Below are 23841 nucleotides of genomic sequence, written 5' to 3'. Positions count from 1 at the left end.
GTTCACGAGCACAATCGAGGAAGTACATATGAACGCCAAAATCAGCCGCCCGCTCGCCGTTGCCGCGCTCGTCATGTCGGCCGCCGCGCTGAGCGCCGGCACCGCCACCGCCGCCGCGCCTGCACCTGTTTCGGGTTCGGTCGAGGTCTGCCTGCCGCTGCCGCTGGGGCCGCTGGAAGTGAGCTTCTGCCTCTGATCCGCCGGACCGTGCGGCGGGTGTGGGCGAGCGTCGGGGCGCCCGCACCTGCCCGCGCCCGGTAACTACGAACTCGGGTGGGAAGGATTCACTATGGCTGTTACGACCTCCATCGAACCGTTCTTGACCGCCGCGGGCCGCCCGGTGTCGACGCCCCTGAGCGATGTTCGCGCGATCTCGCGGCAGATGGTTGTCCATTTCATCGAAAACGTCGTCCCCTGCGGCACACTGCCCGGTGAAGCGCTCGACGGCGATATCACCACCGTCACCAGGATCTGCCTGGAACTCACCCGAAGCATGCTCGACGGCCGTGATCTGCCCGGCCGGGTGGAGCGCGTACAGGCTGCCGCCGCCGACTGGGCGCGCGAGGGCATTCCGATCGACACCATCCACCACGCCGTGTACGAAGGCTTCAAACTCGGCTTCGACCTCATCATCACCAATGTCACCAACCATGACTACGACACCATGGTCGGCGTGGTACGGCGGCTGATGGACGCCCAGGACATGATCACCGCCGCGGTGTCGGCGGCGTATGTGCGGGAACTGCGTGCTGTCGTCAGCGAGCACCATACCGCCGTGCACACCCTTACCTCGGCGCTGCTCGGCGGCCAGAACACCGCGACGATGGCGCGGGAATGCGGCATCGAGATCGACACCGAGTATCACGTCATGGCGCTCGAACTTCCGCCCCATGCAAAGGAATCGGAACCGGGGCTGAACGCGAAAGTAGTCGCCCGACGCAAGCTGCGGCGAGTCCAGGCAGAACTGGCCGACCGATGCGACGGCAAGGCGCTCTCGCTGCTCAGCGTGGACGGTGGCACGTTGCTGCTGCCTGCCTCCGAGTTCGCCGGATCAGACCTCGACGAGCTGGTGGCACACCTGTCCGCGGCCGCCCAGGTACCGCTGCGCGCTGTCGTGACGACGGCGGCGCCGACAGAGATCCCGCGCGCCGCCGAAGAGGTTCACGAACTCGTCGAAATAGTGCACCGCCTCGGTGGGCCGAGCAAAGTGTACCGCCCGCACGAATTGGCTTTCGAATATCAGCTCACCCGACCGGGGCCCGCCCGCGACTATCTGAGTTCGGTTGTCGATTCCCTCGAGCCGCATCCTGAATTGATGCAGACGCTCGAGGTGTATTTGGCGACGAATATGCAACGTGCGCGCACCGCGCGAAAGATGTTCATCCACACCAATACCGTCGATTACCGGCTGAAGCGGATCACCCAGATGACCGGATTCGACCTCAACGACATCACCGGGCTGTGCTATCTGCGCGCGGCCCTGCTGATCCGGGCGCACCGCAGCACGAAAACCACCGAAGTCCCCGAAGATCCCGGCTCGCGCGCGAGCTGACACCGTCGCGACACGGGACACTGCGTCGAGACCGTCGGCCCGCGAATTCATCCGACACTTCGCCGCTGTCGCGGAACTCGGTCAGCGGCCCGGCTCCGGGATGTCGAGTTCGATGTCACCCAGGGGCAGGTCGGCCAGTGTGAGAACGCGATGGAGGGAGTGGATTCCGTGGGGGAGGTGCGGCGCGTGAGTCGCGGCTGCGGCGGCCACGATCGCGGTCGCGCGGGATTGGTTTGTTCCGCGTGCCCAGCGCGTGGTCCCGTCGTGGCCGCGGGCCAGCACGATCCATCGGTCGGTCCCTGGGAAGTGGAGTCCGCGTGGCGCTTTCGAGGCGCCGGGGAGCCAGGTGAGTGCGGCGAGTGCGGTGGTGGCAAGTCGGGAATCGGGACCGAAGAACGTGCGGACAGCAACGTCGAAGTCGCGCTGGAGGGTGTGCTGGTCGGCGAAATCGAGTCGGTAGAGCCGCCGTGGTCTCCGGTGCCCGGGTAGCAGGAAGGTCTCGGGCTGTGTGTAGTTGCGGATGTAGCCGTCGCCGTCGCGGAAGTGCTTGCCCAGCAGTCGATATGACCATTCGACGGCGGCGGCGCCGTGATGTTCGCCGGCGCCGAGGAATACGGCGAGGTCGATCGGGCCCGGCGAAGTTCGGTGGACTGCTGCTGCGAGCAGGTTGGTGAGCCCAGGGGCGAGGCCGACCTCGACGACGACCGGGGACCCCACGTTTGTCCGTGCGAGGTCGTCGAGATATTCGGAGGTGGCCGAGATTTCTATGAACGCGGACCCGTGGTCACCGGCGAGGGCAGCCAACCGTGGATTTTCGGCTCCCGAGGCGTTGACTGTCACATCGGTGCCGGGCAGCGCCGCACGATAGGCCGACAGCCGAGGGTCTTGGAGATCGATGACCGTGTCCGAGCGGGCCGGATCGCGGCCGGCGACGACCACCGCGTCTCCTCGGCGGCGGAGCTCGGTGACGAGATGGCCGCCTACGGCGCCGTAGCCGCCGAGCACCAGGACCCTCATCGGTTTGTTCCGGGCGAGGAGGCGTCGAGACGCGTGGATGGGTCGGTTGATTTCCTGGCTCGTAGTACGCCGACGCCGACGAACCCGTAGACGAGACCGGTGCCGATCTCGGTGATCGCGCTCAGCCAGGAGAACCAGGTGACGTTGGTGTGCGGCAACGAGATATAGCTGTCTTGATAGTCGGCCCAGAATGTCGGTAGCAGGTGGGCGTAGGTGAACACGGCCGCGCTGCCGAAACCGATGCCGATCGCCGCTTCCGGCGCCCGGTACCGGTGAGTCATCGTCATCAGAACGGCGACGGCGACAAGCGCTGCCTGCACGTTGCCGCCGATCATGATCGACATCGGCGAAGCGTCCATGCCGCGGCGCAGATGATCCAAGCCGTGGACGCCGAACCCTATCGCGAACGTCACAGCGGCCAGTCGCAGGTTTCGTGTCCGACGTCGATTGTCTTGGATGGCCATTACCTACCTCGATACCGGTGCAATATGTCCATACTGTTTTGCAATATGAACGTATCGTGACACAGTATGCTCGTATTGTCTATGGTTGATTCGTGCAGCCCACGTCGCCATTTCCCCTACCGGCAGGCCCTGGCCCCTCGGCCGCGGACCGGATCCGCGCTGCCGCGTTGAAGTGCTTCGCCGCCGACGGGGTTTCGGCAACCTCGCTTCGTGCGGTGGCGGAGAAGGCGGGGGTGTCGATCGGGCTGGTGCAACATCACTTCGGTACCAAGGCCGGACTCGTTGTCGCTGTCGACGAGTACGTCCTGCGAGTCGTCGCGACAGCGGTTGCGTCTCGGCCCCTACCGCCACCACCGGAGGATTCGCTCGGCGAGCTGGGGCATCGGGTCACCTCGATCATGACCGACCATCCCGAGGTCGTCGACTACATCGCGCACGCGTTCGTCGAGGGCGACACCATCGGCACGACCATCTTCGATGGACTGGTCTCCATCAGCACCACGCAGTGGCACCAATTCGATGAACAGGGGCTGCTACGACCCGATGTCGACCGCACCTGGGCAGCGCTGCATCCATTGATCTTGGTCATCGGTACGGCTGTGTTGCGGAAACAGATCGACCGGCACCTGCCCGAGCCGCTCACCTCATCAGCACAATTGCGCCGCTGGGACGATGCTGTCGCCCAGCTCCTGCACGGCGGACTGTTGGCCGACCCGCCCCCGGCGGCGGCCGCCGACCCTGCTCAGCGGGTGGACTGAAACACGCGGGCCCCTACCCGACTTCGGGTCGGCCGACGATTGGCAGTGTTCACAGTTGGTGCGCCTGTTCTTCGGTAGACCGTCAAGCATCCGGAGAATCCTCGTTCGGCCACGACCCGGTGCGCGACTATGACTTCTGGTGCAGTGCCTGACGAAAGGCGCCGTCGCGGCACAGTGGCCGGGATGCGTGGGCACTTCCCGGCAGCGTGGCCGGGCCGAGAGAGGCGCAGAGATGTCGAGTGATGTCGTGGATGTGACCGTGGACTTCGCCGTTGCGAGGCAGGCGTTGTGGGAGGTGCTGCTGGAACCACAGAGCTATCCGCGGCTGTGGTCCGGCATCGGGGGATGCCAGCGGTTGACCGGTACCGAGGGAGACACGAGGTGGCAGGTCCGCATCGGCGACGCGGATGTCGGCGTGCGCACCGTCGATCTGGCCTTGCGGATCGGTCGCTGGTACGAGAGCTTCGAACTGCACAACCCGGAGACGGGCAGTTTCGCGCTGATCCGGCTCGCCGGTGACCAGCAGCGAACCAGCGTGAGCGTCACCGCCTTCGCCGCGCCGCGGTTGCATCCGGCGCTGGCGGAGGCACGCGACGCCGAGACCGTCCGGTGGATCAGGGCCGGGCTGCGGCGTGCGGTCGATGTGGTGCGTGGGGCGCAGACATCGGTGGTGGGAAACGGCGAGCGGGCGCCGATCCGTCGCAAGTCCGAGCTCGTGCGCTGGGTGGTGAATTCCGGGCTGGTCGCGCCGCCGGTGACCTCGGCGCGGCAACTGCGGTCGTTGTACCGGTGGGGTTTCAACCTGGCGGGCGGTTACGCGGCGGGCGCCGCGCACAGTCCCGACCAGCTCGCCCTGATCGACACCGTCAGTACGGCTACATTCGCCGAAACCGACAAGCGCACCACCGCGCTGGCCGGTGCGATGTACGAGGTCGGATTGCGTGCGGGCGACGCGATCGGGTTGCTCGCCGCCAACCACTGCGGCATGGTCGAGACGATGGTCGCGGCGGGCAAGCTGGGCGTGGACGTCGCACTGCTGAACGCCGGCCTGTCGGGCAGGCGGATCGAGGAGATCGTGCAGCGGCACCGGCTCTCGGCGTTGTTCGTCGACACCGACCTCAACCACCTCGTGCAGTATCTGCACAACGGCGTGCCGCGCTTCGTCACCGACGACCTGCCCGCGGACCCGGGGCGGATCACCATCGAGGATCTGATCGCCATGGGCCACACGACTTTTCCGGTCCCCACGGTGCCCGGTCGGCAGATCGTGCTCACGTCGGGAACCAGCGGCACGCCGAAGGGCGCCAGGCGTCCGCATCCGAAGGGATTCGACACCCTGGTCGCGCTCCTGTCGCGAATCCCGATCCACGTGGGCAGCACGATGATGATCCCGGCGCCGCTGTTCCACACCTGGGGTCTCTCGGCACTGCAATTGAGCACCGCCGTACGGGCCACCGTGGTGCTCGCGCAAGGATTCGATGCCGAGGAATGCCTTCGTCAGGTCGCCGAACACCGGGTGAACACCCTCATCGCGGTGCCGACCATGATCCAGCGCATGGTCGACCTGCCCGCCGCGGTGCGCGCTCGCCACGACCTGAGCAGTCTGCGTCACGTCGTCAGTTGTGGTGCTCCACTCGTCGCGGCGACCGTCGATCGCTTCCTCGAGGACTACGGTGATGTGCTCTACAACCTCTACGGTTCCACCGAGGTCTCCTGGGCCAGCGTGGCCGCGCCCGAGGACCTTCGTGCCGCTCCCACCACGGCGGGCCGCCCGCCGCTGGGGACCCGGATCGCGATCCTCGGCGCCGGCAACCAGCCGGTGCCGATCGGGGTGACCGGACGGATTTTCGTCGGCAACCACATGCTGTTCGACGGCTACGTCAACGACACTCCGCCCGAGGAGGCCGACGGCATGCTGAACACCGGTGACCTGGGCTACCTCGACGCGGAGGGCAGGCTGTTCGTGGCGGGACGCGACGACGAAATGATCATCTCCGGTGGCGAGAACGTCTTCCCACGTCCGGTCGAAGAGGCTTTGTCGTATCTGCCGCAGGTCAGCGATGTCGCGGTGGTGGGGGTACCCGACCGTGAATTCGGTCAGCGATTGGCCGCATTCCTCGTCAAACATGAAGGCTCCAGCCTGGATTCGGGCATGGTGCGCACCTACGTCCGCAACCGGCTCAGCCGCTTCTCGGTCCCGCGCGATGTCACTTTTCTCAACTCGCTGCCGCGCGGGGAAACCGGCAAAGTGCTCAAGCGCCTGCTCGTCGATCCTGCGGGTTTTCCCGACTGAACGATCGAATTCCGTTCACTCGATCACGAGGCATGCGGATATCCGATTTCGGAGATGTCTTGGGCCAGGTCCGCCAGGGTGGCCTCTGGGTTCAACGACGACACGAGTTCCTGGTCCAGCGGCCGCAAGGCATACACGTCACGCACCGCTTCCAGGTCCACGGGGACCTCGTAATAGTCCTCGGCGAAGCGCTGGAACGCTTCAGGTGAGCGGTCGACCAGTAGTTGGAACAGATATGTCGCCCCGTCAGGGTCGGCATGGTCCGGCGGGAAGTCGATCGTGCCGTGGTGCCACTGATCATCCGTAGCCTCCCGCCACAAGCAGGCCGTCACAGCAAGCACGCCGTCCTCGTCGGTGAATGCTGGCTCCTCGGCCAAGGGCATGAAGACATCGGGAACTTCGTCGATCACTCCCGGCCAGGGCAGGCGGTCATGGCCATACGGGCTCATCGGCGACTCGTGGCTGAAGCCCCGGACAAATACCCCGGCCACCGAGAACACAATGGAGTACTCGTCTCCCGACCCGTTGCGCATCGAAGCCATCTCCTCACCTTTGGCCCAAGCGCCGTTGAAGGAGTAGTACCGGCTTTCCCAGTCCGGGCTCAGGATCGCGTCGAGCATCGCAAGCGCGCGGCACAGGTCCCGCAGGTCGGCGATGGCAGGAAGCCGGCGGGCTACGTCATAGACAGTCACGCGCTCATCCAACCGAATCCCTCCGACACCCGGCCGCGGTGCGGAACAACTTGTGCCGGCGAGGGAGAGCCGACGCGACAGTAATCGACGCACAAACGATGCATTTTTGGGAAAACGGTGTCACAATCGTGGCGTGAATGCAGAGCGAGCTGCGACCGCGGCCGGACCTTGTGGACTCTCCACCGACGACGGCTCGACGCAGTTCGCGGAGTGGCTCGCGCATACACAGAGGTCGGTCCGCGATCACGTCGATGAGTTCGTCCGGGCGCGTTGCGCGGCGGAATTGGACCCGGCGGGGTTCTCACTGCCAGGTCGGCTGATGGTCGACTTCGCGTCGGGTGGCAAGTGCGTGCGGTCGGTGTTCGTCTATCTCGGTTGGCTGTGTGGTGGCGGCGGCGAGTTCGAACCAGCGCTGCGCGCCGCCGCAAGTGTGGAACTGCTACACGCGTTCGCGCTCGTGCAAGACGACGTGATGGACGAGTCCTGTGTCAGACGGGGACGACAGTCGACCCATCTGCGTCTGGCCGCGTGGCATACCGAGCAGGGGTTGTCGGGATCGGCGGCCCGATTCGGTGAATCCGCGGCGATCCTCCTCGCCGACCTGTACCTCGTGTGGGCCGAGCGCATGTTGCGCGAAAGTGGCGTCGGCGCCGCAGCGTTGGGCCGGGCATGGCCACGCTACGACGCGATGCGCAGCGAACTGGCAGTAGGTCAGCTCGCGGACCTGTCCAACGACGCGAACCGCTTTCCGTCCTTGACCGCGGTGATGGACATCGCACGCCGTAAGTCCGGCAATTACACCGTGCGCCGACCCCTGGAACTCGGTGCGGCGATGGCCGACTGCGATGACACCGTGATGGATGTTCTCGGTGCCTACGGCGTACTGGTCGGAGAAGCATTCCAGCTTCGCGACGACCTGCTCGGCGTTTTCGGCGACCCGTCGACCACCGGAAAGCCTTCCGGTGACGATATCCGAGAACGCAAGGCGACCACGTTGATCGCACTGGCCGATCAGCTCGCCGGGCCGCCGGACCGCGCCCGGCTGCGAGATCTCTGGCGGGAAGAGCTGATCGACGAGCAGGGCGTCGCCTTCGCACAGGCGGTGATCGTCGACAGCGGCGCGCGGCAGTGCGCCGAGCGGATGATCCACGACCGAGTCGAACACGCGCGTCGGCTCCTCGACCGCGCCGACCTCGAACCGTCGGTGGCCGACGCGCTGCACCGAATGGCGCTGTTGTGCACCGACCGTACGTCCTGACCGGCCAGCGTGCCATCGAGAAGTCCGACGGGAAGGTAGAGATGCGAACGATACCGGGAAGAACCGATGAGGTTGTCGTCGTCGGGGCCGGTCTGGCTGGTCTGGCCGCCGCGCTGCACTTGGCGGGACGCGGCCGCGGTGTCACGGTGGTGGAGCGCGACTCGGTCGCAGGCGGTCGAGCCGGGCGGCGCGATATCGACGGTCTTATGCTCGACACCGGGCCGTCGGTACTCACCATGCCCGACATCGTCGCCGACACCCTCGCCGCGGTGGGGGAGAGTCTCGACTCCCGGCTGGACTTGCTGCCGGTCATCCCGGCCTACCGCGCGCACTTCGCCGACGGCAGCGGGCTGGATATTCACAGCGACGCCACGGCGATGGAGGAATCGGTCGCGGCATTCGCCGGGCCCGCGGAAGTCGCGGGTTACCGCCGATTGCGGGCGTGGTTGAGCGAACTGTATCGCGTCGAATTCGATCGGTTTGTCGCCACGAACGTCGATTCTCCGTTCTCTCTGCTCACACCGGCGCTCGCGCGGTTGATCGCGTTGGGCGGTTTTCGTCGCCTCGACCGGGCGGTCGGATCTTTCCTGACCGATGAACGGCTGCGGCGAATTTTCACCTTCCAGTCCCTCTATGCGGGTGTTTCGCCACAGCGAGCCCTGGCGCTGTACGCGGTGATCTCCTACATGGACACCGTGGGCGGTGTGTACTTTCCGCGCGGCGGAATGCGTGCGCTACCGGACGCCCTGGCCGCCGCAGCCGTGGATGCCGGTGTGCGGTTCTGCTACGACGAGACCGTCCACGACCTGGAACGGAACGGTTCACGCATCACCGCTGTGTTCACCGAAAATGGACGCAGAATCCCTTGCGACGCAGTCGTTTTGGCGACTGAACTAGCCACCGCCTACGAATTGCTCGATCGCTCTCCGCGGCGTCCGATCAGCTGGCAACCGGCACCGTCCGCGGTCGTCATGCATGTCGGCTTTCCCGCCGGCGTGCCGACCGCACATCACAATCTCGTCTTCGGTGCCGCCTGGAAACAGACCTTCGACGAACTGATCGATGGGGGAGAGTTGATGACGGACCCGTCGCTGCTGGTCACCCGGCCCACCGCGACCGACCCTGCCCTCGCCCCGCACGGGCAGGACCTGTTCACCGTTCTCGCTCCAGTGCCCAACCTGTATCGCGGCAAGGATCTGGACTGGGATCGCCGCGCCACCGCTTACAGCGAGGAACTCGCGGCGATCGTCGAGGACCGGTTGGTTCCGGGCTTCGTCGAGAACTCCACGATCGTGCATGTGGACACCCCCGCCGATTGGCAACGGCAGGGCATGCTGGCCGGTACTCCGTTCTCGCTCGCGCACACTTTCGCCCAAACCGGTCCGTTCCGTCCCGCGAACATGCCACGCGGAGTGACCAATGCGGTGCTGGCCGGCTGTGGCACCGTTCCTGGTGTCGGCGTGCCGACGGCACTGTTGTCGGGTCGTCTCGCCGCCGACCGTGTAACCGGCGCTGTGACCACCTCGCGGTCTTCGTCCTCCACCGCGGCCAGGAGCGAACGACGATGACTCGCACGGAACTCGACGCCGCCGGTATCCGTGATGCCCAGTTGCGTGAGTCCTATCTGAGATGCCGGGAGCTCAACGCCCGGCACGGACGCACATTCTTCCTCGCCACCCGGCTGCTCGCGCCAGCCCAGCGCCCCGCGATCCACGCGCTCTACGGTTTCGCCCGATGGGCGGACGACATCGTCGACGAACCCCCGACCGGCGACGCCACCGGTTCTGCGGCGGCACGCCTGGACGCGGTGGCGAAGACCATGCGCGACAGTCTTCGCGGTACCCACGACGACGACCCGATCCTTGCCGCGCTTGCCGATACCGCCGCCCGATACGAGATCGAGCACGCGCTGTTCGACGATTTCCTCGACTCGATGCGGATGGATCTGACGGTGACCGACTACCCGGATCGGGCCGCGCTGGATCGCTATATCCACGGTTCGGCAGCGGTGATCGGCCTGCAGGTACTGCCGGTGCTCGGCACCATCGGCCCCCGATCCGAGGCCGCGCCCTACGCGGCGGCGCTGGGAAAAGCCTTCCAGCTCACCAACTTCCTTCGCGACGTTGCCGAAGACCTCGACCGTGGCCGGGTGTATCTGCCTGCCGACGAGCTGGCTGCTTTCGGTGTGGACCGCGCCCGCTTGCAGTGGTGCCGGACCAATCGGCGCACCGACCCCAAGGTGCGGTCGGCGCTGGCCGCTCAACACGCCGTCGCCCGGGACTGGTACCGGTACGCCGATGCCGGAATCGCGTTGCTGCACCCGGTATCTCGACCGTGCGTCGCCACCGCGGCCATCTTGTATTCGGAGATTCTCGACCGGATCGAACAGAGCGAGTTCGCGGTGTTCACCGCGCGAGCGACCGTGGGCAATGCGCGCCGGACTCGCGTCGCCGGTTCGGCGCTGGCTCGTGCGTTGTGGGCGCGGCGTGGTAGCCGTGCACGGGCACTGACCCCGACCGAAGGCTGATCTGTTCGGGTCGAACCCAAGATGCGGATACCTCGGGCCCCGATCCGAGGGTCCGAATCTTCAACCTTTCGGCGTGCTGTCGGGGGTGCGTTCTGCAGTACTCGTGATGTTGCGGACCATGCCCCCGAAAACGGCGCTGTGGAAGGGGCTGATCGCCTTCCAATACAGGTGCCCGGCAAGACCGTGCGGTTGAAAGATCGCGCGTTGGCGGTATCGGGAACCACCGTTCGGGGTGGCTTCGACACCGAGCTCGAGCCATGCCAGGCCCGGGACCCGCATCTCGGCGCGAAGGCGCAGCAGGTGTGGCCGGTCGATATATTCCACGCGCCACCAGTCCAACGCCTCGCCGGAGTGCAGGCGCCGAGGGTGTTTGCGGCCGCGGCGAAGTCCGACACCCCCGGCCACCCGGTCGATCCAGCCGCGCAGCGACCAGGCCAGCGGGAACGAATACCAGCCGTTCTCACCGCCGATGGATTCGATCACCGCCCACACCGTGTCCGGATCTGCGGAGGTGTGATGTTCGCGAATGTCCTCATAGAGGGAGCCGCCGGACCAGTCCGGATCGGTGGGTAAGGGGTCGGAGGGTGCGCCGTAGGTGCTGGCATCGGACCAACGGGTGGGCACCTCGGCGTTGCGGATGCGGGTCAGCGCCAGCTCCACGGCACATCCGTACCGGGTGAGGCCCTCCGGCGGATCCGAGATGTATGCGGCGATGTCGTGCTCGCCACAGACGACCTCGTGAACGAGCGACTCGATGAGCGGCACTGCGAGCGCACGGGGCACCGGGGTCACCAGATTGACCCACTGCGCGGACAGCCACGGCGTGAGCACCGGAACCGGCAGCACGACTCGACGATTCAGCCCGGCCACGACGGCGTATTCGCGCATCATGGTCAAGTAGGTCATCACGTCGGGTCCGCCGATATCGAAGGCGCGGTTGACCTCGGCCGGCAACTCCGCGGCGTGCACCAGGTAATACAGAACGTCTCGAACAGCAATCGGCTGAATCCTGTTGTGAACCCACCGCGGGGTGACCATCGCGGGCAGGCGCTCGGACAGATACCGCAGCATCTCGAAACTTGCCGACCCGGATCCGATGATCACCGCCGCACGCAACTCCGCGGTGGGAACACCGGATGCACGCAGGATCTCGCCGACCTCGGCACGGGAGGCCAGGTGGCGGGACAGTTCGGTGTGTGGCGGGACGATCCCGCCGAGATAGACGATGCGTCCGACCCCGGCCGATGACGCGGCCGCCCCGACGATCCGCGCGGCTTCACGGTCGATATCGGCGAAGTCGCGGCGGGTCAACGAGTGCACCAGGTAGTAGACGACCTCCCGACCGGCCACCGCCGCGCGCACCTGGTCGCTGTCGGTGACATCGCCCTCGACCACCTCGACCCGATCGAGCCACGGCACTTCGGCCAGTTTCGCCGGTGTCCGGGCGACCACCCGGACATCATGACCGGCCTGAAGCAATTCGGGGACCAACCGGCCACCGATGTAGCCGGTCACCCCGAAGATCACACACCGCATGCTGATTCGCGACTAGGGCTTGGGGCGATCGACATCGCCGCGCCACGCTCCGGTTTCCGACCCACGGCTTTCGATGAAGTCTTTGAAGCGGCGCACGTCCCCCTTGATACGGCGATCGAGCACCCCGGTCTTGTCCGCGATGTTCTCGACGAAACCCTCCGGATCGATGTCCATCTGCACGGTGACCCGGGTCGTCGAGTCGTCGAGCCGATGAAAGGTGACCACTCCGGCATGCTGCGGTCCATCGTCGGATTTCCAGGCGATGCGTTCCTCCGGGTGCTGCTCGGTGATGGTGGCATCGAATGTCCGGGTAGCTCCGGCGATGTCGACGGTCCATCGGGTGTGGGTGTCGTCGAGTTGTTCGATGCGGTCGACACCGTGCATGAACTGGGGGAACGATTCGAACTGGGTCCACTGGTTGTAGGCGGTCGCCACCGGCACGTGCACGTCGACGGCTTCGATGACAGTGCTCATTCTCGGCCTCCTCGGGGTTGAATTCGTCCAGCTAGCGGTCGAGTGCCCACTTGCTTCGAATCCACACCGATTGATGCATATTCGCTTCAATGCCGACGACTACGCCCACTCGCGAGGAGCCTTGTTGTGCGGCGGCAGCGCCCTCCACGCCCAGATATTTGAATCCTGTTCAGAAAATCCTTGACCGACGTCGCCGAAGCCGCTTACGCTCAAGTTACTGAATCTGATTCAACAACTCGGGAGGTGTGATGGTCGGCAATCGGCGCGGTGAGGCCTCGCGTGCGGCGCTGCTCGCGGCAGGCAAGGCGGCGTTCAGCAGCGACCGCTACGAAGAGGTCTCCATCGTCGACCTGGCGCGCTCCCTGGGGGTGGCAGCGGGCTCGATCAGCTACCACTTCGGCGGGAAACGAGGCTTCTACCTCGCGGTATTGGAGCAGGCCGCCGAAGAGTTCTGGGGAGATCTGCTGGCCATGCGCGGCCCGGCGCTGGATCGGCTGAACCGGGGCATCGACCGGCTGCTCGATGAAGCCGAGCAGCAGCCGCGCGCGTTCGAAGCGCTGTTCGCCGATGTCGCCGACGCCGAAGTGCGTCAGATCCGCGACCGGCACCGCACCCAATTGACCGAAGCTCTGCTCATCGAGGTGACCGGTACGGACTCGTCACCGGTGTTGCGGGCGGCGATAAACGGCTTCGTGTCCTTCATCGAAGGTCTGGTCCTGCACTGGTCGCGCACCCGCGAGATCAGCCGCGAGCAGGTCAAAGACCTGGTCGTCGGCAATATGTTCGGCACGATCCTGGCCGCCCTGCGCACCGACCCCGATATCGAGCTGACCCAGCGGGCGATCGACGCCACGCTGTCGGATCCCCAAGCATTGGCCTTTCTGGGCTCCCTGTCCACCATGTCGAAGACGACGGAGTGATCACTGATGTCTGAAGTTCTGCCCACCGGTCCCTCGCGGATCGTCGAAACTCCGTTCGCCCGCGCGGTCGCCTGGGTCATCGGACCGCGCGGGTTGCGCAGTCAGGCGGCGTTGCGTCGTGAGGTCGAGGGCAAGGTGGTCGTGATCACCGGTGCGTCGTTCGGCGTCGGGGAGGCGACCGCGCGATGGTTCGCGGCGGCTGGTGCCCGGGTGGTGATCGCCGCTCGTTCGATGGAACGGTTGCTCGAGGTGGCCGAGGAGATCAACGCTGCTGGGGGAGAGGCCTATCCGTACCGGCTGGACCTGACCGATGAGCAGTCGGTCGCCGAGTTCGCGGCGTCGGTGCGTTACGACCTCGGCGAGGTCGATGTGCTGATCCACAACGCAGGCAAATCCTTGCGCCGATCGATCCACCTGTCCTACGACCGGCCGAAGGACATCACCGCCACCACCGGCGCGAACTATCTCGGGCCGATGCGCCTCACCCTGGCTCTGCTGCCGGGGATGCGGGCGCGCGGTAGCGGTCACATCGTGAACGTCTCCACGGTGGGGATCATGTTCCCGAACGCTCCCAAGTGGGGGTTCTACCTCTCGTCGAAGCTTGCTTTCGACTGGTGGATGCGTGCGGTAGGGATGGAAGCGCGCGCCGACGGGGTCACCTTGACCACGTTCTACGGCGGATTGCTGCACACGCGGATGAGCGCGCCGAGCCGGTGGATGCGGGTGCTGCCCGGTCAGACTCCCGACGACGCGGCGAAGGTACTGGCCAAGGCGGTGGTGAAGAAGCCGCGCACGATGACTCCGCTGTACGGATTCCCGTCGGCGATCAACGCGACGGTGTTGCGGTTGCCGCTGGAATTGCTCGTCGAGCGGATCTTCCGCAATCTCGGTGACACCGAGGCCTCGCTGTCACGGCTGCGCCCGCATGTTCCGGTGACCCCGACCGAGGCCACCGCACCGACGGCGCAGGCCACCAGCCCTTCCGCGAACGGGCAGGTGCGCACGGATGTCCGCTGACCTGAATCACAGTCTGCGTCAGTGGAGTTCGGCGATCCCGGCGGTCCTGTCGTCGGGAATGCTGACCCCCGTCGGCCCGCGCAAGGCCGCAGCGTTGGCGCGCAGCTTCTACCGGTACGGCCCGACACCGGCGATGTTGTTGGCAGCGACCGCCATCCGGCACCCGGACAAGGTCGCGATCATCGACGATAGCGGGCAACTGACCTATCGCCGGCTGCAGCAGCGGGCCGAAGCGATCGCCGCGGCCCTGTTCGCCGCGTGCCCGGCACCGCCGAAATCGGTGGGCATCATCTGCCGCAACCATCGCGGGTTCGCCGAGGCGATGGCCGCGGGCGCGCAGCTGGGCGCGGAGCTGATCTTCATCAACACCGAACTGCCGGCCCCGCAATTGCAAGCGATCCTCGCCCGGCACGACCCGGATGTGCTGATCTACGACGACGAATACGCCGTCACCGTGGAGAAGGCCGACTTCGCGGGATTGCGGGTGCTGGCTTGGTGTGAACCGCACGCCGACCTCACGGGGTTACCGACGCTGGACGACCTGGCCGCCCGCAGTCATCCCGCACCGCCGAGGGTGCGCCATGCGGTGAAGCTGACCTTGCTGACCTCGGGCACCACAGGTCTCGCGAAAGGTGTGCCGCGCGCGGTCGAACCGCGCGCAATCGTGTTGCTGACGTTGACCGCGATGGCGATCCTGCGGCTGCGGTCAACCGACCGGGTGTTGGTCGCGCCGCCGATGTTCCACGGCTTCGGACTGTTGTCGCTACTCGGGCCACTGGCCTTGGGCGGCACCGCGATCTGCCGACGTCGTTTCGACGCGGCGACCGCGCTCGACGACATCGCCCGCCACCAGGTCAGCGTGGTGATGGCCGTGCCGGTCATGCTGCAACGACTACTCGCTGTGCCGGGGCTGGCCGAGACCCGGTCAGCGCGGTCGTCACTGCGAGTCATGGTGACCGGTGCGGCACCGATCTCGCCGACCACGATCTCGAAGCTGATCGAGGCCTTCGGCCCGATCCTGGTCAACGGGTACGGCTCGACCGAGGCCGGTCTGGTCACCATCGCCACGCCGGTCGATCTCGTCGCCGCGCCTGACACGATCGGCCGGGCCGCGCTCGGGGTGTCGGTGCGGATCCTGCGCGCGGACCGCAGCGAGGCGGCGACAGGTGAGATCGGTGAGATCTTCGTGCGCAGCGGTCTGGAATACACCGGATACACCCCCGACCCCACCGCGAAGGTCTCGACCAAAGAGGTCATCGACGGGCACGTCTCCACCGGCGACATGGGCCATTTCGATGCTTCGCGACGGCTTTTCATCGACGGCCGCGCCGACGACATGATCGTCTCCGGCGGAGAGAACGTCTTTCCCGGCGAGGTCGAGGACCGCCTCGCCACCCACCCCGACATCACCGAAGCGGTCGTGATCGGCGTCCCCGATCCCGAATTCGGACAGGTCCTCAACGCGTTCGTCGTGCTCGGACCGGGTGTTGCCGCGCCGGGGGAGGACGCGCTCAAACAGCATGTGCGCGAAGGTCTCGAGCGCTACAAGGTGCCCAAGCGGTTCGTCGTGCTCGACGAGATCCCCCGCAACGCCAGCGGCAAGGTCCTGCGGGCGAAACTGCACGCACTGGCCGGGTCGTGAACCACTCCTCTGCTCGAAAGGCAAAGCTGATGGCAATAAGGCCGGTTCGTGCGCCGAAGATCATCATCATCGGTGCCGGTGTCGCCGGGATCGCCTCGGCGGTGACGTTCAAGAAGGCCGGTTTCGACGATTTCGTGATCCTGGAGAAGGGATCCGACGTCGGTGGGGTGTGGTTCTGGAACCGCTACCCGGGGTTGACCTGCGACGTGCCCTCGCAGCTCTATCAGTTCGGGTTCGCGCCCAAGCCCGATTGGAGCCGGGTCTGGGCCACCGGTCCGGAGATCCAGCGCTACCACGCCGAGGTCGTCGACAAGTTCGGGCTGCGTGAACACCTGCGTCTGAACAGCGAAGTGACCGACGCGGTATTCGACGGACGCGGTTGGGTCGTCACCCTTGCCGACGGCACCGAGTTGACGGCAGACTTCGTCATCGCCGCGACCGGGGTACTGCATCACCCGTTCGTCCCTGAGATCCCGGGCCTCCACACTTTCACCGGCGACACGGTGCACACGGCGCGATGGGACGATTCGCTCGTTACCGTGGACAAACGGATCGCGGTGATCGGCTCGGGATCGACTGGTGTGCAGGTTGTTTCGGCGTTGCAGCCGGGGGCGGCGAAGCTGAGCCAGTTCACCCGCACTCCGCAATGGGTGTTGTGGGCACCGATGGGGTCGGCCCAATCCAAGCTGGTGGCAAAGCTTCTCGCCGCCTCACCCACGGTGCATGATCGGGTGTACGCGGTGTCGCTGTGGGCCTCGGGCATCCTCGCCGATGTCGCGTTGCGCCCCACCTGGCGGCGGACAGCGCTGCAACAGCTCGCCCGGTTGTCACTACGAGCGCAGGTGCGGGACAAGGACCTGCGAGACGCGCTGACACCGGACTACCAGCCGCTGTGTAAGCGGCAGGTCGTCTCCGGCACGTATTACCAGGCCATTCAGGCCGACAATGCCGAGCTGGTGACCGACAAGATCACCGAGATCACCCCGAACGGGATCCGCACCGCCGACGGACGCGAACATCCTGTCGACGTCATCGTTTTCGCCACGGGTTTCCACCCGCACAACTACATGCGTCCGATGAACATGCGCGGCCGCGACGGCCTGCACATCGATGAGGCTTGGGCGAAAGGCCCACGCGCCTACCGGATGACGGCGATCCCCGGGTTTCCGAATCTGTTCACGGTGCTCGGCCCGAATTCGCCGACGGGCTCGATCTCGCTGCAGTACTCGGCCGAACTGACCGCCCGCTACATCACCCGCTGGTTGCATCGGTTCGCCACCGGTGAGCTCGACACCGTCGAGGTCACCGAGGCTGCGACAGCCCGGTTCAACGACGCAGTCGCTGAAGCGATGGGCCCGACGGTGTGGAACACCGGCTGTAATTCCTGGTACTTCACCGACCAGAACACCATCGATCTGTGGCCTTTCGACCGCAAGACGATGACGGCCATGCTCACCGAACCCGACGACCGCGACTTCCTCATCGGCTCGCCCGCACACCAGGGCGCTGTAGCCGAGTCGACGACCGTCTGACAACCGACCAGGACAAGGACAACGATGTCTCGCAATTCCCGAATCGACCTCAACGGCGCTGTCGTCGTGATCACCGGCGGCGGCCGGGGAATCGGTGCGGCCACCGCACAAGCGTTCAGCGCCAAGGGCGCCCGGGTGTGGATCGGTGACATCGACACCGACGTCGCGGCGGCCACCGCCGCGGCGATCCCGCACTGCCATAGCGCACGCCTGGACGTCACCGGCGTCGAGTCATGGCGTGAATTCCTCACCGAGGTCATCGGCGCCGAAGGGCGCCTCGACGTCCTGGTCAACAATGCCGGGGTCATGCCGCTGGGCAGCTTCACCGAGGAAACCGAAGCAACCACCGACTTGATCCTCGACGTCAACGTGCGCGGGGTCATCAACGGCATGCGCGCCGTTCTCCCCGGCATGGTCGAAACCGGTCGCGGCCACATCGTCAACGTCGCCTCGATGGCCGGGATGATCCCGATCCCCGGCATGGTGACCTACAACGGCTCCAAATTCGCCGCCCTCGGCTTGTCGCTGGCCGCGCGCCGCGAATACGCGGGCACCGGTGTCACCATCACCGCGGTACTGCCCTCCGCGGTGCGCACGGAACTGTCGTCGGGGGCCACCCTGGGCAAAGGAATACCCACCGTGGATCCCGAAGACGTCGCCCGCGCCGTCGTCGACAGCGTGCACCGCACACCCGAAACCATCTCTGTCCCAGGCTGGTTGGCGCCGGGCTGGTCGGCGGTGCAGGCACTGGTGCCCAGCTTCATCGAAAACCGCGTGCGTCACCTCGTCGACGACCGCCGCGCGCTGACCGGCATCGATGCCGAGAGCCGTCGCGCCTACACCGAGCGCATCGAACGCCACGCCGATCAACACGCCACAGCCGTCACCGCCTCAGCGGCGCCGAAGCGTGGCCGCAAGGCCGGTTCCCGATGACCTCACGCGCACTGGTGATCGGCTGCGGCGGCACGATCGGCGCGGCTTGGATCGTCGCAGCCCTTGATGCTCTGTCGAAGCAACTGGACTGGGATCCCCGCACCGCCGACCTCATGCAAGGCACCTCCGCGGGCGCTGAACTGATCACACTGCTCGCCGGCGGGGTCTCGGTCGACGAGTTGGTCCGCATGCAGCAGGGCACGGCCCACGACAGACGGTTGCGTGATCACCACGACGCCGCACCACCTTCCTTGCCGCCGCTACCTATTCCGCGCCTGCTCAACCCTGGCTTGCTGCGTTCGCAGCGCGGACTGGCCGCCCTGTCAGGCATCGCCCCGACGGGGCGTGGCGATGCGAGCTGGCTGGCCCGCCTGGCCGAGGCCTACACACGCGAAGGGGCATGGCTGAACCATCCCGCTGCCCGGATGGTCGCGGTCGATACCGAGTCCGGTCAGCGGGTCGCGTTCGGTGGCCCCGATGCTCCTGCGGTGTCGGCGGCGACCGCGTTGCAGGCCTCGTGGGCGGTGCCGGGTTGGATGCCGCCGGTGACCGCGGGAGGCAGGACCTACATCGATGGCGGGGTGGCCTCGACCGCGTCGCTCCACCGTGCGTGCTCGCGGCACCCGGGTGATCGCGATCTGCCCACGCGTCAACGATCTGGCGCACCTGCCGGCGAACTTCATGAACCGGCGCGCGCGCCACGTCGCGTTCGCCGCCTCGATGCACACCGCCCGCCTAACCGTCTCGCGTGCCCTGACCGTCGCCGCCAGCTGAGAGCTGTTGCCCAGGGGCGGCCTGGATTCATGGCATGGGGTCAGTTCCACATGCCCGCTCAGGATGTGCCCCGCGGCGGGCACCGGCTGACCGGGATACGCCGTCGTCCGAGGCCGTCGCGGTTCCTTTCCGGTCTCCGGCGATGCTCGCCACCAGGCCGAGCCCCGCAAATCGGCAATGCGACTTCGGTGGAGATGTGACCGTTGACACTCTCTCCCTCGCATGGGAATCTGAATCGAATTCATATTGAATTCGATTCAGAAAAGAGGAATTGATGTTCACAGAATCGGTCGGAGCACAGCGCATACCGGTCGGCCGGCGTAAGACGTGGGTGATGCTCGCCGTGCTGGCTCTGACGGCCACGGCGGCCCTGAGCGTCGGAGCCGGATCAGCCGCGGCTGCGCCGGATTCCGGCTCGGCGACGGGGTCGTCCTCGGGTTCGGGGCAGGCTGGTGACTTCTACCTCCCGCCCACACCCCTCCCGGACGGCGAACCAGGCCAGATCCTGCGCAGCGAGCCGTATGCGCTGGCCTGGGCCATCCCCGGACAGCAAGGCCAACTACCCGCCAACGCCACTCGCATCATGTACCTCAGCGCCGACACCCACGGTGAACCGGCCGCAGTCACCGGTACCTATCTCGAACCCACTCTGCCGTGGCACGGGCCGGGCCCACGCCCGCTGATCGCGGTCGCGCCGGGCACCCAGGGTCAAGGCGACCAGTGCGCACCGTCGAAAACCTTGGCCGAGCTCATCCACTACACCTTCCCCCTCGACATCTGGGTCAGCTACGAGATGATCACCGTCTACGCGCTGCTCGCACGGGGCATGGCCGTGGTCATGACCGACTACCACGGCCTGGGCACCCCGGCCGTGCACGACTACGTCAACCGGGCCGCCGAAGCCCATGCGGTCCTCGACTCCGTTCGCGCCGCCGAAGCATTGACCGGAATCTCGCGTCCCAGTGGCATTTTCGGCTACTCCCAAGGTGGTGGTGCCGCAGCCGCGGCCGCCGAACTGCAGGGCGAATACGCTCCCGAACTCGACGTGCGCGGCACGTACGCCGGAGCTCCGCCCGCCGACCTGCGCGATCTCATGCTCAGCGCCCCGGCCGTCAACGGGATCATCCCCGGTGTGATCGGTGGCTTCGGAACGGGATTGCTGGGCTATGTACTCAACGGAATCGTCGCCAACCATCCCGAAACAGCCCCCATCATCGATGCCGCAACCAACCCCGCCGGCAAGCAGATGATGGCCGAGCTGGCCGACACCTGTATCGGCGAAGCCGTCTTCCGCACCATGCTGCGCCCGGCGACCTGGTACACCACCGGTGGACGCATGCCCGCCCAGATCATCGACAGCTCACCGGAATTGTCGGCCATCATCGACGAGCAGCGCATCGGCAGGCGCAAGCCCATCGCACCGGTCCTGATCGCCGCAGGCACCAACGACGATGTTCTGACATACCCTCAGGTCCGCCGGCTCGCCGTCGACTGGTGCGCACACGGCGCGACCGTGCAACTGGACACCACCGCCTGGCTACCGCCGCTGTTCCCCAGCACCGCGATCGGACACCTGCTGGCATACCTACCCGCCACCTTCGCCGCACATGACTGGCTCACCCAACGCCTCGCCGGTGCGCCTGCCCCGAGCAACTGCTCCGCACTGCCCTGATCTGCTGGAAGTCAGTCGATGACGCGCCCGGAGCGTTGCGTTTTCGCGGGCGGGGCCCGGTCGAACGGACCGGCGGCACGAAGTTGACCTGCACTGCGGTTGAGGTTGCACAGTGGCCGGATGCGGATGAATCAGATCACCATCGGTGCTATCGACCTCGCCCGGTCCAAGCAGTTCTATGCGCTGCTCGGGCTACAGCTGATCGTCGAAAACGACCACTACATGCGTTTCCGATGCCCTGATGGGGACAGCACGTTTTCGGTCGAGCTCGTCGACTCCCTGCACGGCGATGGGCGGGTGTCCATCTACTTCGAATCCGACGACCTCGACAACCAGTGCGCTCGGCTACGTGCCGCGGGTGTGGTGTTCGACAGTTCGCCCGTCGACACACCATGGCTGTGGCGCGAGGCATGGCTGCACGATCCGGACGGTCATCGGCTCTGCCTGTTCTACGCCGGAGAAAACCGGCTCGACCCACCGTGGCGGATCGCCGACCCGGCATCATAATTGCGGCCGACCGGCAGTCGATCAGGGCTCTCGGCCACCGCACGAGTCACTGCCCATCCTGCGTGCGGGTACTCGATGTGCCTGTGCGGCAGCGTGATCGGAGAATCGCGGCTGGTTCGCTGATTTCCGGACCGACGGCCTCAGGAAGCGGCCTTCGGCGGACCGGATGCGGTGGTGAGGCTGCGGACGAGCAGGTCGATGACCGCTCGCTTGTCCGCGGCCTCGTGCTTATGGGTGAGGAGGCCTTCGACGACGAAGGTGCCGATGGCCGACATGGCGGCGAGGTCGGTCTCGGCGACGCCGGCTGCGCGGAGATTCGCGGCGAACAGCGCGTCGGCCAGCTGGTGGAAACCGGTGTGCCAGGCGTCCACCGAGCTGGAGGCGGCTACCCGGGCGTGCACGGTGTTGACCAGCCCGTGCAGCTGTTCGAGTTGGTCGACCACCCACAGCAGCTGCTCGTTCAGCGGCAGGCCGTCGATCTCCGCGTAGGTGGCCAGCGCCTCGGCCAGGATGCGATCCAGGACCGCGATGAGCAGCTCGTCCTTGTCCTGGAAGTACCAGTAGATCGTATTGACGGTGACTCCCGCGCTCTTGGCGATCCGCGCCGTGGACGCCGAGTCGAAGCCGTCGTCGATGAGCAGGCGCCGGGCAGCGGCGATGATCTCCTCTCGCTTCTCCTCACGGTTCTGCGGACGTCGATTCCTTGGCACCTCACCACTTTATCTTGAACCTCGCTCAAGAAGGCGGTACGTTTCTTGAGCGACGTTCAAGAAATTGCGAGATGAGGCTGGTTCCTATGGACTCCGACAACGTGGCCGACGAGCTGCGCCGACTCGACACCCGAGGTCTGCTTGCCCTGTTCACCACCCTGGAAGCCCCAACGATTGCCGAAATCGACGGCGAGTACGCCGCGGCTCTGCTTGCCCAGCCGAACCTGTTCGCCGTGGTGACCGGAAAGATGGCCGTGGCCAACCCGCTGGAGCCGTGGCGGTGCAAGGCGTTCCGGCCCGTCGACGAGAACAGCGGACGTGGTTACAACACCTTCGGCGTGGGCGGCCGAGTCCGGCAGCGCTACCCGATGCGCACGCTCTCGGCCCCGTCCCGCTATGACGGCGCACCGTCCTACACGCTCGTCTATCGCGCCTACACCTCGATCTGCGGCTCGATCCACATGGTGGACGAGGTGCGGCGTGCCGCGCCCGGCGTCTACCTGGGCATCGGCACCTGGGGATTCACCGATGCCCAGCGCCGCGTTCCCCGGCCCTTCCTGCTGACCGGTCCCATCGGCTCCTATCGCGGAGACATCGGTAAAGCCCGCCGTGACTTCACCCCCGGCTCCCGCGAGCTGCCCGGTCCGCCCGCCTGACACCACTCGTTCCCGGCCCAACCCGAATGAAGGAATCATGACCACAACTCCTCGCACCGCGCTGATCACCGGCGCGTCCGCCGGCATCGGCGCGGCGTTCGCCCATCACCTCGCCGCGAACGGCTACCAACTGCTGCTCGTCGCCCGCCGCGCCGATCGTCTCCGGGAACTCGCCGCGCAGCTGAGCGCACGCCACGATGTGCGCTGCGAGGTGTTCGCCGCCGACCTCACCGACAGCGCCGCACCCGCCGCGATCGTGGACTACGCCGACGGGCAGGGCTTGGACGTCGACGTCCTGATCAACAACGCCGGTCTCTCGGGCAAGACGGCTTTCGCCGACACCGCATGGGACTCCCTGGCCGGGGAAATCCAGCTGATGGTCACCGCCCCGACCGAACTCGCCCACCTCGTCATTCCCGGCATGAAGAAGCGTCACTGGGGACGCATCATCAACCTGTCGTCGGTCGCTGCCTTCGCCCCGCCCGGCGCCGGCCTGCTCTACACCGGCATCAAGTCCTACGTCCTCGACACCTCGCAAGCCCTCGACATGGAACTCAAACCCCACGGCATCCACATCACCGCACTGTGCCCCGGCTTCACCCGCACCGAATTCCACGATGTCATGGGCACGCGCGACAAAGCCGACCACCTGCCTCGCATCCTCTGGCAGCAGCCCGACGCAGTAGTCACCGAGGGGTGGGATGCGGTGATGAAGGGCAACCCCGTGTGTGTCCCGGGCATCGTCAACAAGATTTCCGCCGCCGCTATGAAGCCCCTGCCCGTCCGCCTGGGCTACTTCCTCGGAAAGACGTTCAACCCCTTCAAGAACAGCTGAATTCAATCGTCCGGTGCATTGATCCAGGAACACCGGTTGGATTTCCCGGCTCGGCTTGTCTGAGGTGTTGCC

The 23841-nt window shown here is 66.3% G+C and carries 23 protein-coding genes; 17 read left to right on the top strand and 6 right to left on the bottom strand.

Going from position 1 to position 23841, the window contains the following annotated elements; genetic code table 11:
• The first annotated feature begins 28 nt into the window (after positions 1-28).
• Complete coding sequence (locus HYG95_RS01435; protein WP_166655812.1) at positions 29-196, top strand: hypothetical protein; 168 nt, start codon at positions 29-31, stop codon at positions 194-196.
• Positions 197-289: 93 nt separating this feature from the next.
• Positions 290-1552, top strand: a complete 1263-nt coding sequence (locus HYG95_RS01430; RefSeq protein WP_181696192.1) for a CdaR family transcriptional regulator — start codon at positions 290-292, stop codon at positions 1550-1552.
• Positions 1553-1633: 81 nt separating this feature from the next.
• Here HYG95_RS01430 and HYG95_RS01425 read toward each other — a convergent pair whose 3' ends face one another.
• Together HYG95_RS01425 and HYG95_RS01420 are read right to left on the bottom strand one after the other, a co-directional pair.
• Entirely contained in the window at positions 1634-2569 is a 936-nt protein-coding gene (locus HYG95_RS01425; RefSeq protein WP_181696191.1) for a saccharopine dehydrogenase, read from the bottom strand.
• Positions 2566-2982, bottom strand: a complete 417-nt coding sequence (locus HYG95_RS01420) for a hypothetical protein (protein WP_181696502.1) — start codon at positions 2980-2982, stop codon at positions 2566-2568. Before HYG95_RS01420 ends, HYG95_RS01425 begins: the two co-directional genes overlap by 4 nt.
• Before the next feature lie 143 nt (positions 2983-3125).
• On the opposite strand from HYG95_RS01420, the gene HYG95_RS01415 reads away from it, so the two are divergent.
• Together HYG95_RS01415 and HYG95_RS01410 are read left to right on the top strand one after the other, a co-directional pair.
• Positions 3126-3791 (top strand): TetR family transcriptional regulator, encoded by a 666-nt coding sequence (locus tag HYG95_RS01415; protein WP_181696190.1) that lies wholly within the window; start codon positions 3126-3128, stop codon positions 3789-3791.
• Positions 3792-4023: 232 nt separating this feature from the next.
• Positions 4024-6084 (top strand): AMP-binding protein, encoded by a 2061-nt coding sequence (locus HYG95_RS01410; RefSeq protein WP_181696189.1) that lies wholly within the window; start codon positions 4024-4026, stop codon positions 6082-6084.
• 23 nt (positions 6085-6107) lie between these two features.
• Here HYG95_RS01410 and HYG95_RS01405 read toward each other — a convergent pair whose 3' ends face one another.
• Positions 6108-6776 (bottom strand): hypothetical protein, encoded by a 669-nt coding sequence (locus HYG95_RS01405; RefSeq protein WP_181696188.1) that lies wholly within the window; start codon positions 6774-6776, stop codon positions 6108-6110.
• Positions 6777-7095: 319 nt separating this feature from the next.
• Between HYG95_RS01405 and HYG95_RS01400 the strand changes: the two genes are divergently transcribed.
• The 3 genes from HYG95_RS01400 to HYG95_RS01390 are packed head-to-tail and all read left to right on the top strand — an operon-like array spanning position 7096 to position 10561.
• A complete protein-coding gene (locus tag HYG95_RS01400; RefSeq protein ID WP_181696187.1) occupies positions 7096-8034 on the top strand; it encodes a polyprenyl synthetase family protein in 939 nt (312 codons plus the stop codon).
• Positions 8035-8075: 41 nt separating this feature from the next.
• The gene (gene crtI / locus HYG95_RS01395) at positions 8076-9602 is read left to right on the top strand and encodes a phytoene desaturase family protein (protein WP_181696186.1); all 1527 of its coding nucleotides are present in this window, start codon (positions 8076-8078) and stop codon (positions 9600-9602) included.
• Entirely contained in the window at positions 9599-10561 is a 963-nt protein-coding gene (locus tag HYG95_RS01390) for a phytoene/squalene synthase family protein (protein WP_181696185.1), read from the top strand. The genes crtI and HYG95_RS01390 overlap by 4 nt, the downstream gene beginning before the upstream one ends.
• Before the next feature lie 60 nt (positions 10562-10621).
• Here the strand turns inward: HYG95_RS01390 and HYG95_RS01385 are convergent, their stop codons facing one another.
• Together HYG95_RS01385 and HYG95_RS01380 are read right to left on the bottom strand one after the other, a co-directional pair.
• Entirely contained in the window at positions 10622-12097 is a 1476-nt protein-coding gene (locus HYG95_RS01385) for an SDR family oxidoreductase (protein ID WP_181696184.1), read from the bottom strand.
• 12 nt (positions 12098-12109) lie between these two features.
• Positions 12110-12571, bottom strand: coding sequence for an SRPBCC family protein (locus HYG95_RS01380; protein ID WP_181696183.1), 462 nt, complete (start codon positions 12569-12571; stop codon positions 12110-12112).
• A 248-nt stretch (positions 12572-12819) separates the two neighbouring features.
• On the opposite strand from HYG95_RS01380, the gene HYG95_RS01375 reads away from it, so the two are divergent.
• From HYG95_RS01375 to HYG95_RS01340, 8 genes are all read left to right on the top strand, one after another.
• A complete protein-coding gene (locus HYG95_RS01375; RefSeq protein WP_181696182.1) occupies positions 12820-13491 on the top strand; it encodes a TetR/AcrR family transcriptional regulator in 672 nt (223 codons plus the stop codon).
• Positions 13492-13497: 6 nt separating this feature from the next.
• Positions 13498-14508, top strand: coding sequence for an SDR family NAD(P)-dependent oxidoreductase (locus HYG95_RS01370; RefSeq protein WP_181696181.1), 1011 nt, complete (start codon positions 13498-13500; stop codon positions 14506-14508).
• A complete protein-coding gene (locus tag HYG95_RS01365) occupies positions 14498-16150 on the top strand; it encodes an AMP-binding protein (protein WP_181696180.1) in 1653 nt (550 codons plus the stop codon). Before HYG95_RS01370 ends, HYG95_RS01365 begins: the two co-directional genes overlap by 11 nt.
• A gap of 29 nt (positions 16151-16179) precedes the next feature.
• Complete coding sequence (locus tag HYG95_RS01360; RefSeq protein ID WP_181696179.1) at positions 16180-17682, top strand: NAD(P)/FAD-dependent oxidoreductase; 1503 nt, start codon at positions 16180-16182, stop codon at positions 17680-17682.
• Positions 17683-17706: 24 nt separating this feature from the next.
• On the top strand, positions 17707-18615 hold the full coding sequence (locus tag HYG95_RS01355) for an SDR family oxidoreductase (protein ID WP_181696178.1): 909 nt from the start codon (positions 17707-17709) through the stop codon (positions 18613-18615).
• Positions 18612-19589, top strand: a complete 978-nt coding sequence (locus HYG95_RS01350; protein ID WP_370465639.1) for a patatin-like phospholipase family protein — start codon at positions 18612-18614, stop codon at positions 19587-19589. Before HYG95_RS01355 ends, HYG95_RS01350 begins: the two co-directional genes overlap by 4 nt.
• 74 nt (positions 19590-19663) lie before the next feature.
• Complete coding sequence (locus tag HYG95_RS01345) at positions 19664-21061, top strand: lipase family protein (protein WP_255494922.1); 1398 nt, start codon at positions 19664-19666, stop codon at positions 21059-21061.
• 120 nt (positions 21062-21181) lie between these two features.
• Positions 21182-21568, top strand: a complete 387-nt coding sequence (locus tag HYG95_RS01340) for a VOC family protein (protein WP_181696177.1) — start codon at positions 21182-21184, stop codon at positions 21566-21568.
• Between the two features lie 140 nt (positions 21569-21708).
• Here HYG95_RS01340 and HYG95_RS01335 read toward each other — a convergent pair whose 3' ends face one another.
• Complete coding sequence (locus HYG95_RS01335; RefSeq protein WP_181696176.1) at positions 21709-22278, bottom strand: TetR/AcrR family transcriptional regulator; 570 nt, start codon at positions 22276-22278, stop codon at positions 21709-21711.
• Positions 22279-22364: 86 nt separating this feature from the next.
• Here HYG95_RS01335 and HYG95_RS01330 point away from each other — a divergent pair, with 86 nt between their 5' ends.
• Positions 22365-22934 carry a hypothetical protein gene (locus HYG95_RS01330; protein ID WP_181696175.1) on the top strand — a complete coding sequence of 190 codons (570 nt, stop codon included), beginning with the start codon at positions 22365-22367 and terminating at the stop codon, positions 22932-22934.
• A 37-nt stretch (positions 22935-22971) separates the two neighbouring features.
• Positions 22972-23769, top strand: a complete 798-nt coding sequence (locus HYG95_RS01325; protein WP_181696174.1) for an SDR family oxidoreductase — start codon at positions 22972-22974, stop codon at positions 23767-23769.
• Positions 23770-23841 lie beyond the last annotated feature (72 nt).

This window comes from Nocardia sp. GTS18 (genome assembly GCF_013839555.1).
Lineage (GTDB): Bacteria > Actinomycetota > Actinomycetes > Mycobacteriales > Mycobacteriaceae > Nocardia > Nocardia rosealba.
Note: the sequence above shows the minus strand (reverse complement) of the source record. Positions and strands in the feature narration are given on the sequence as shown.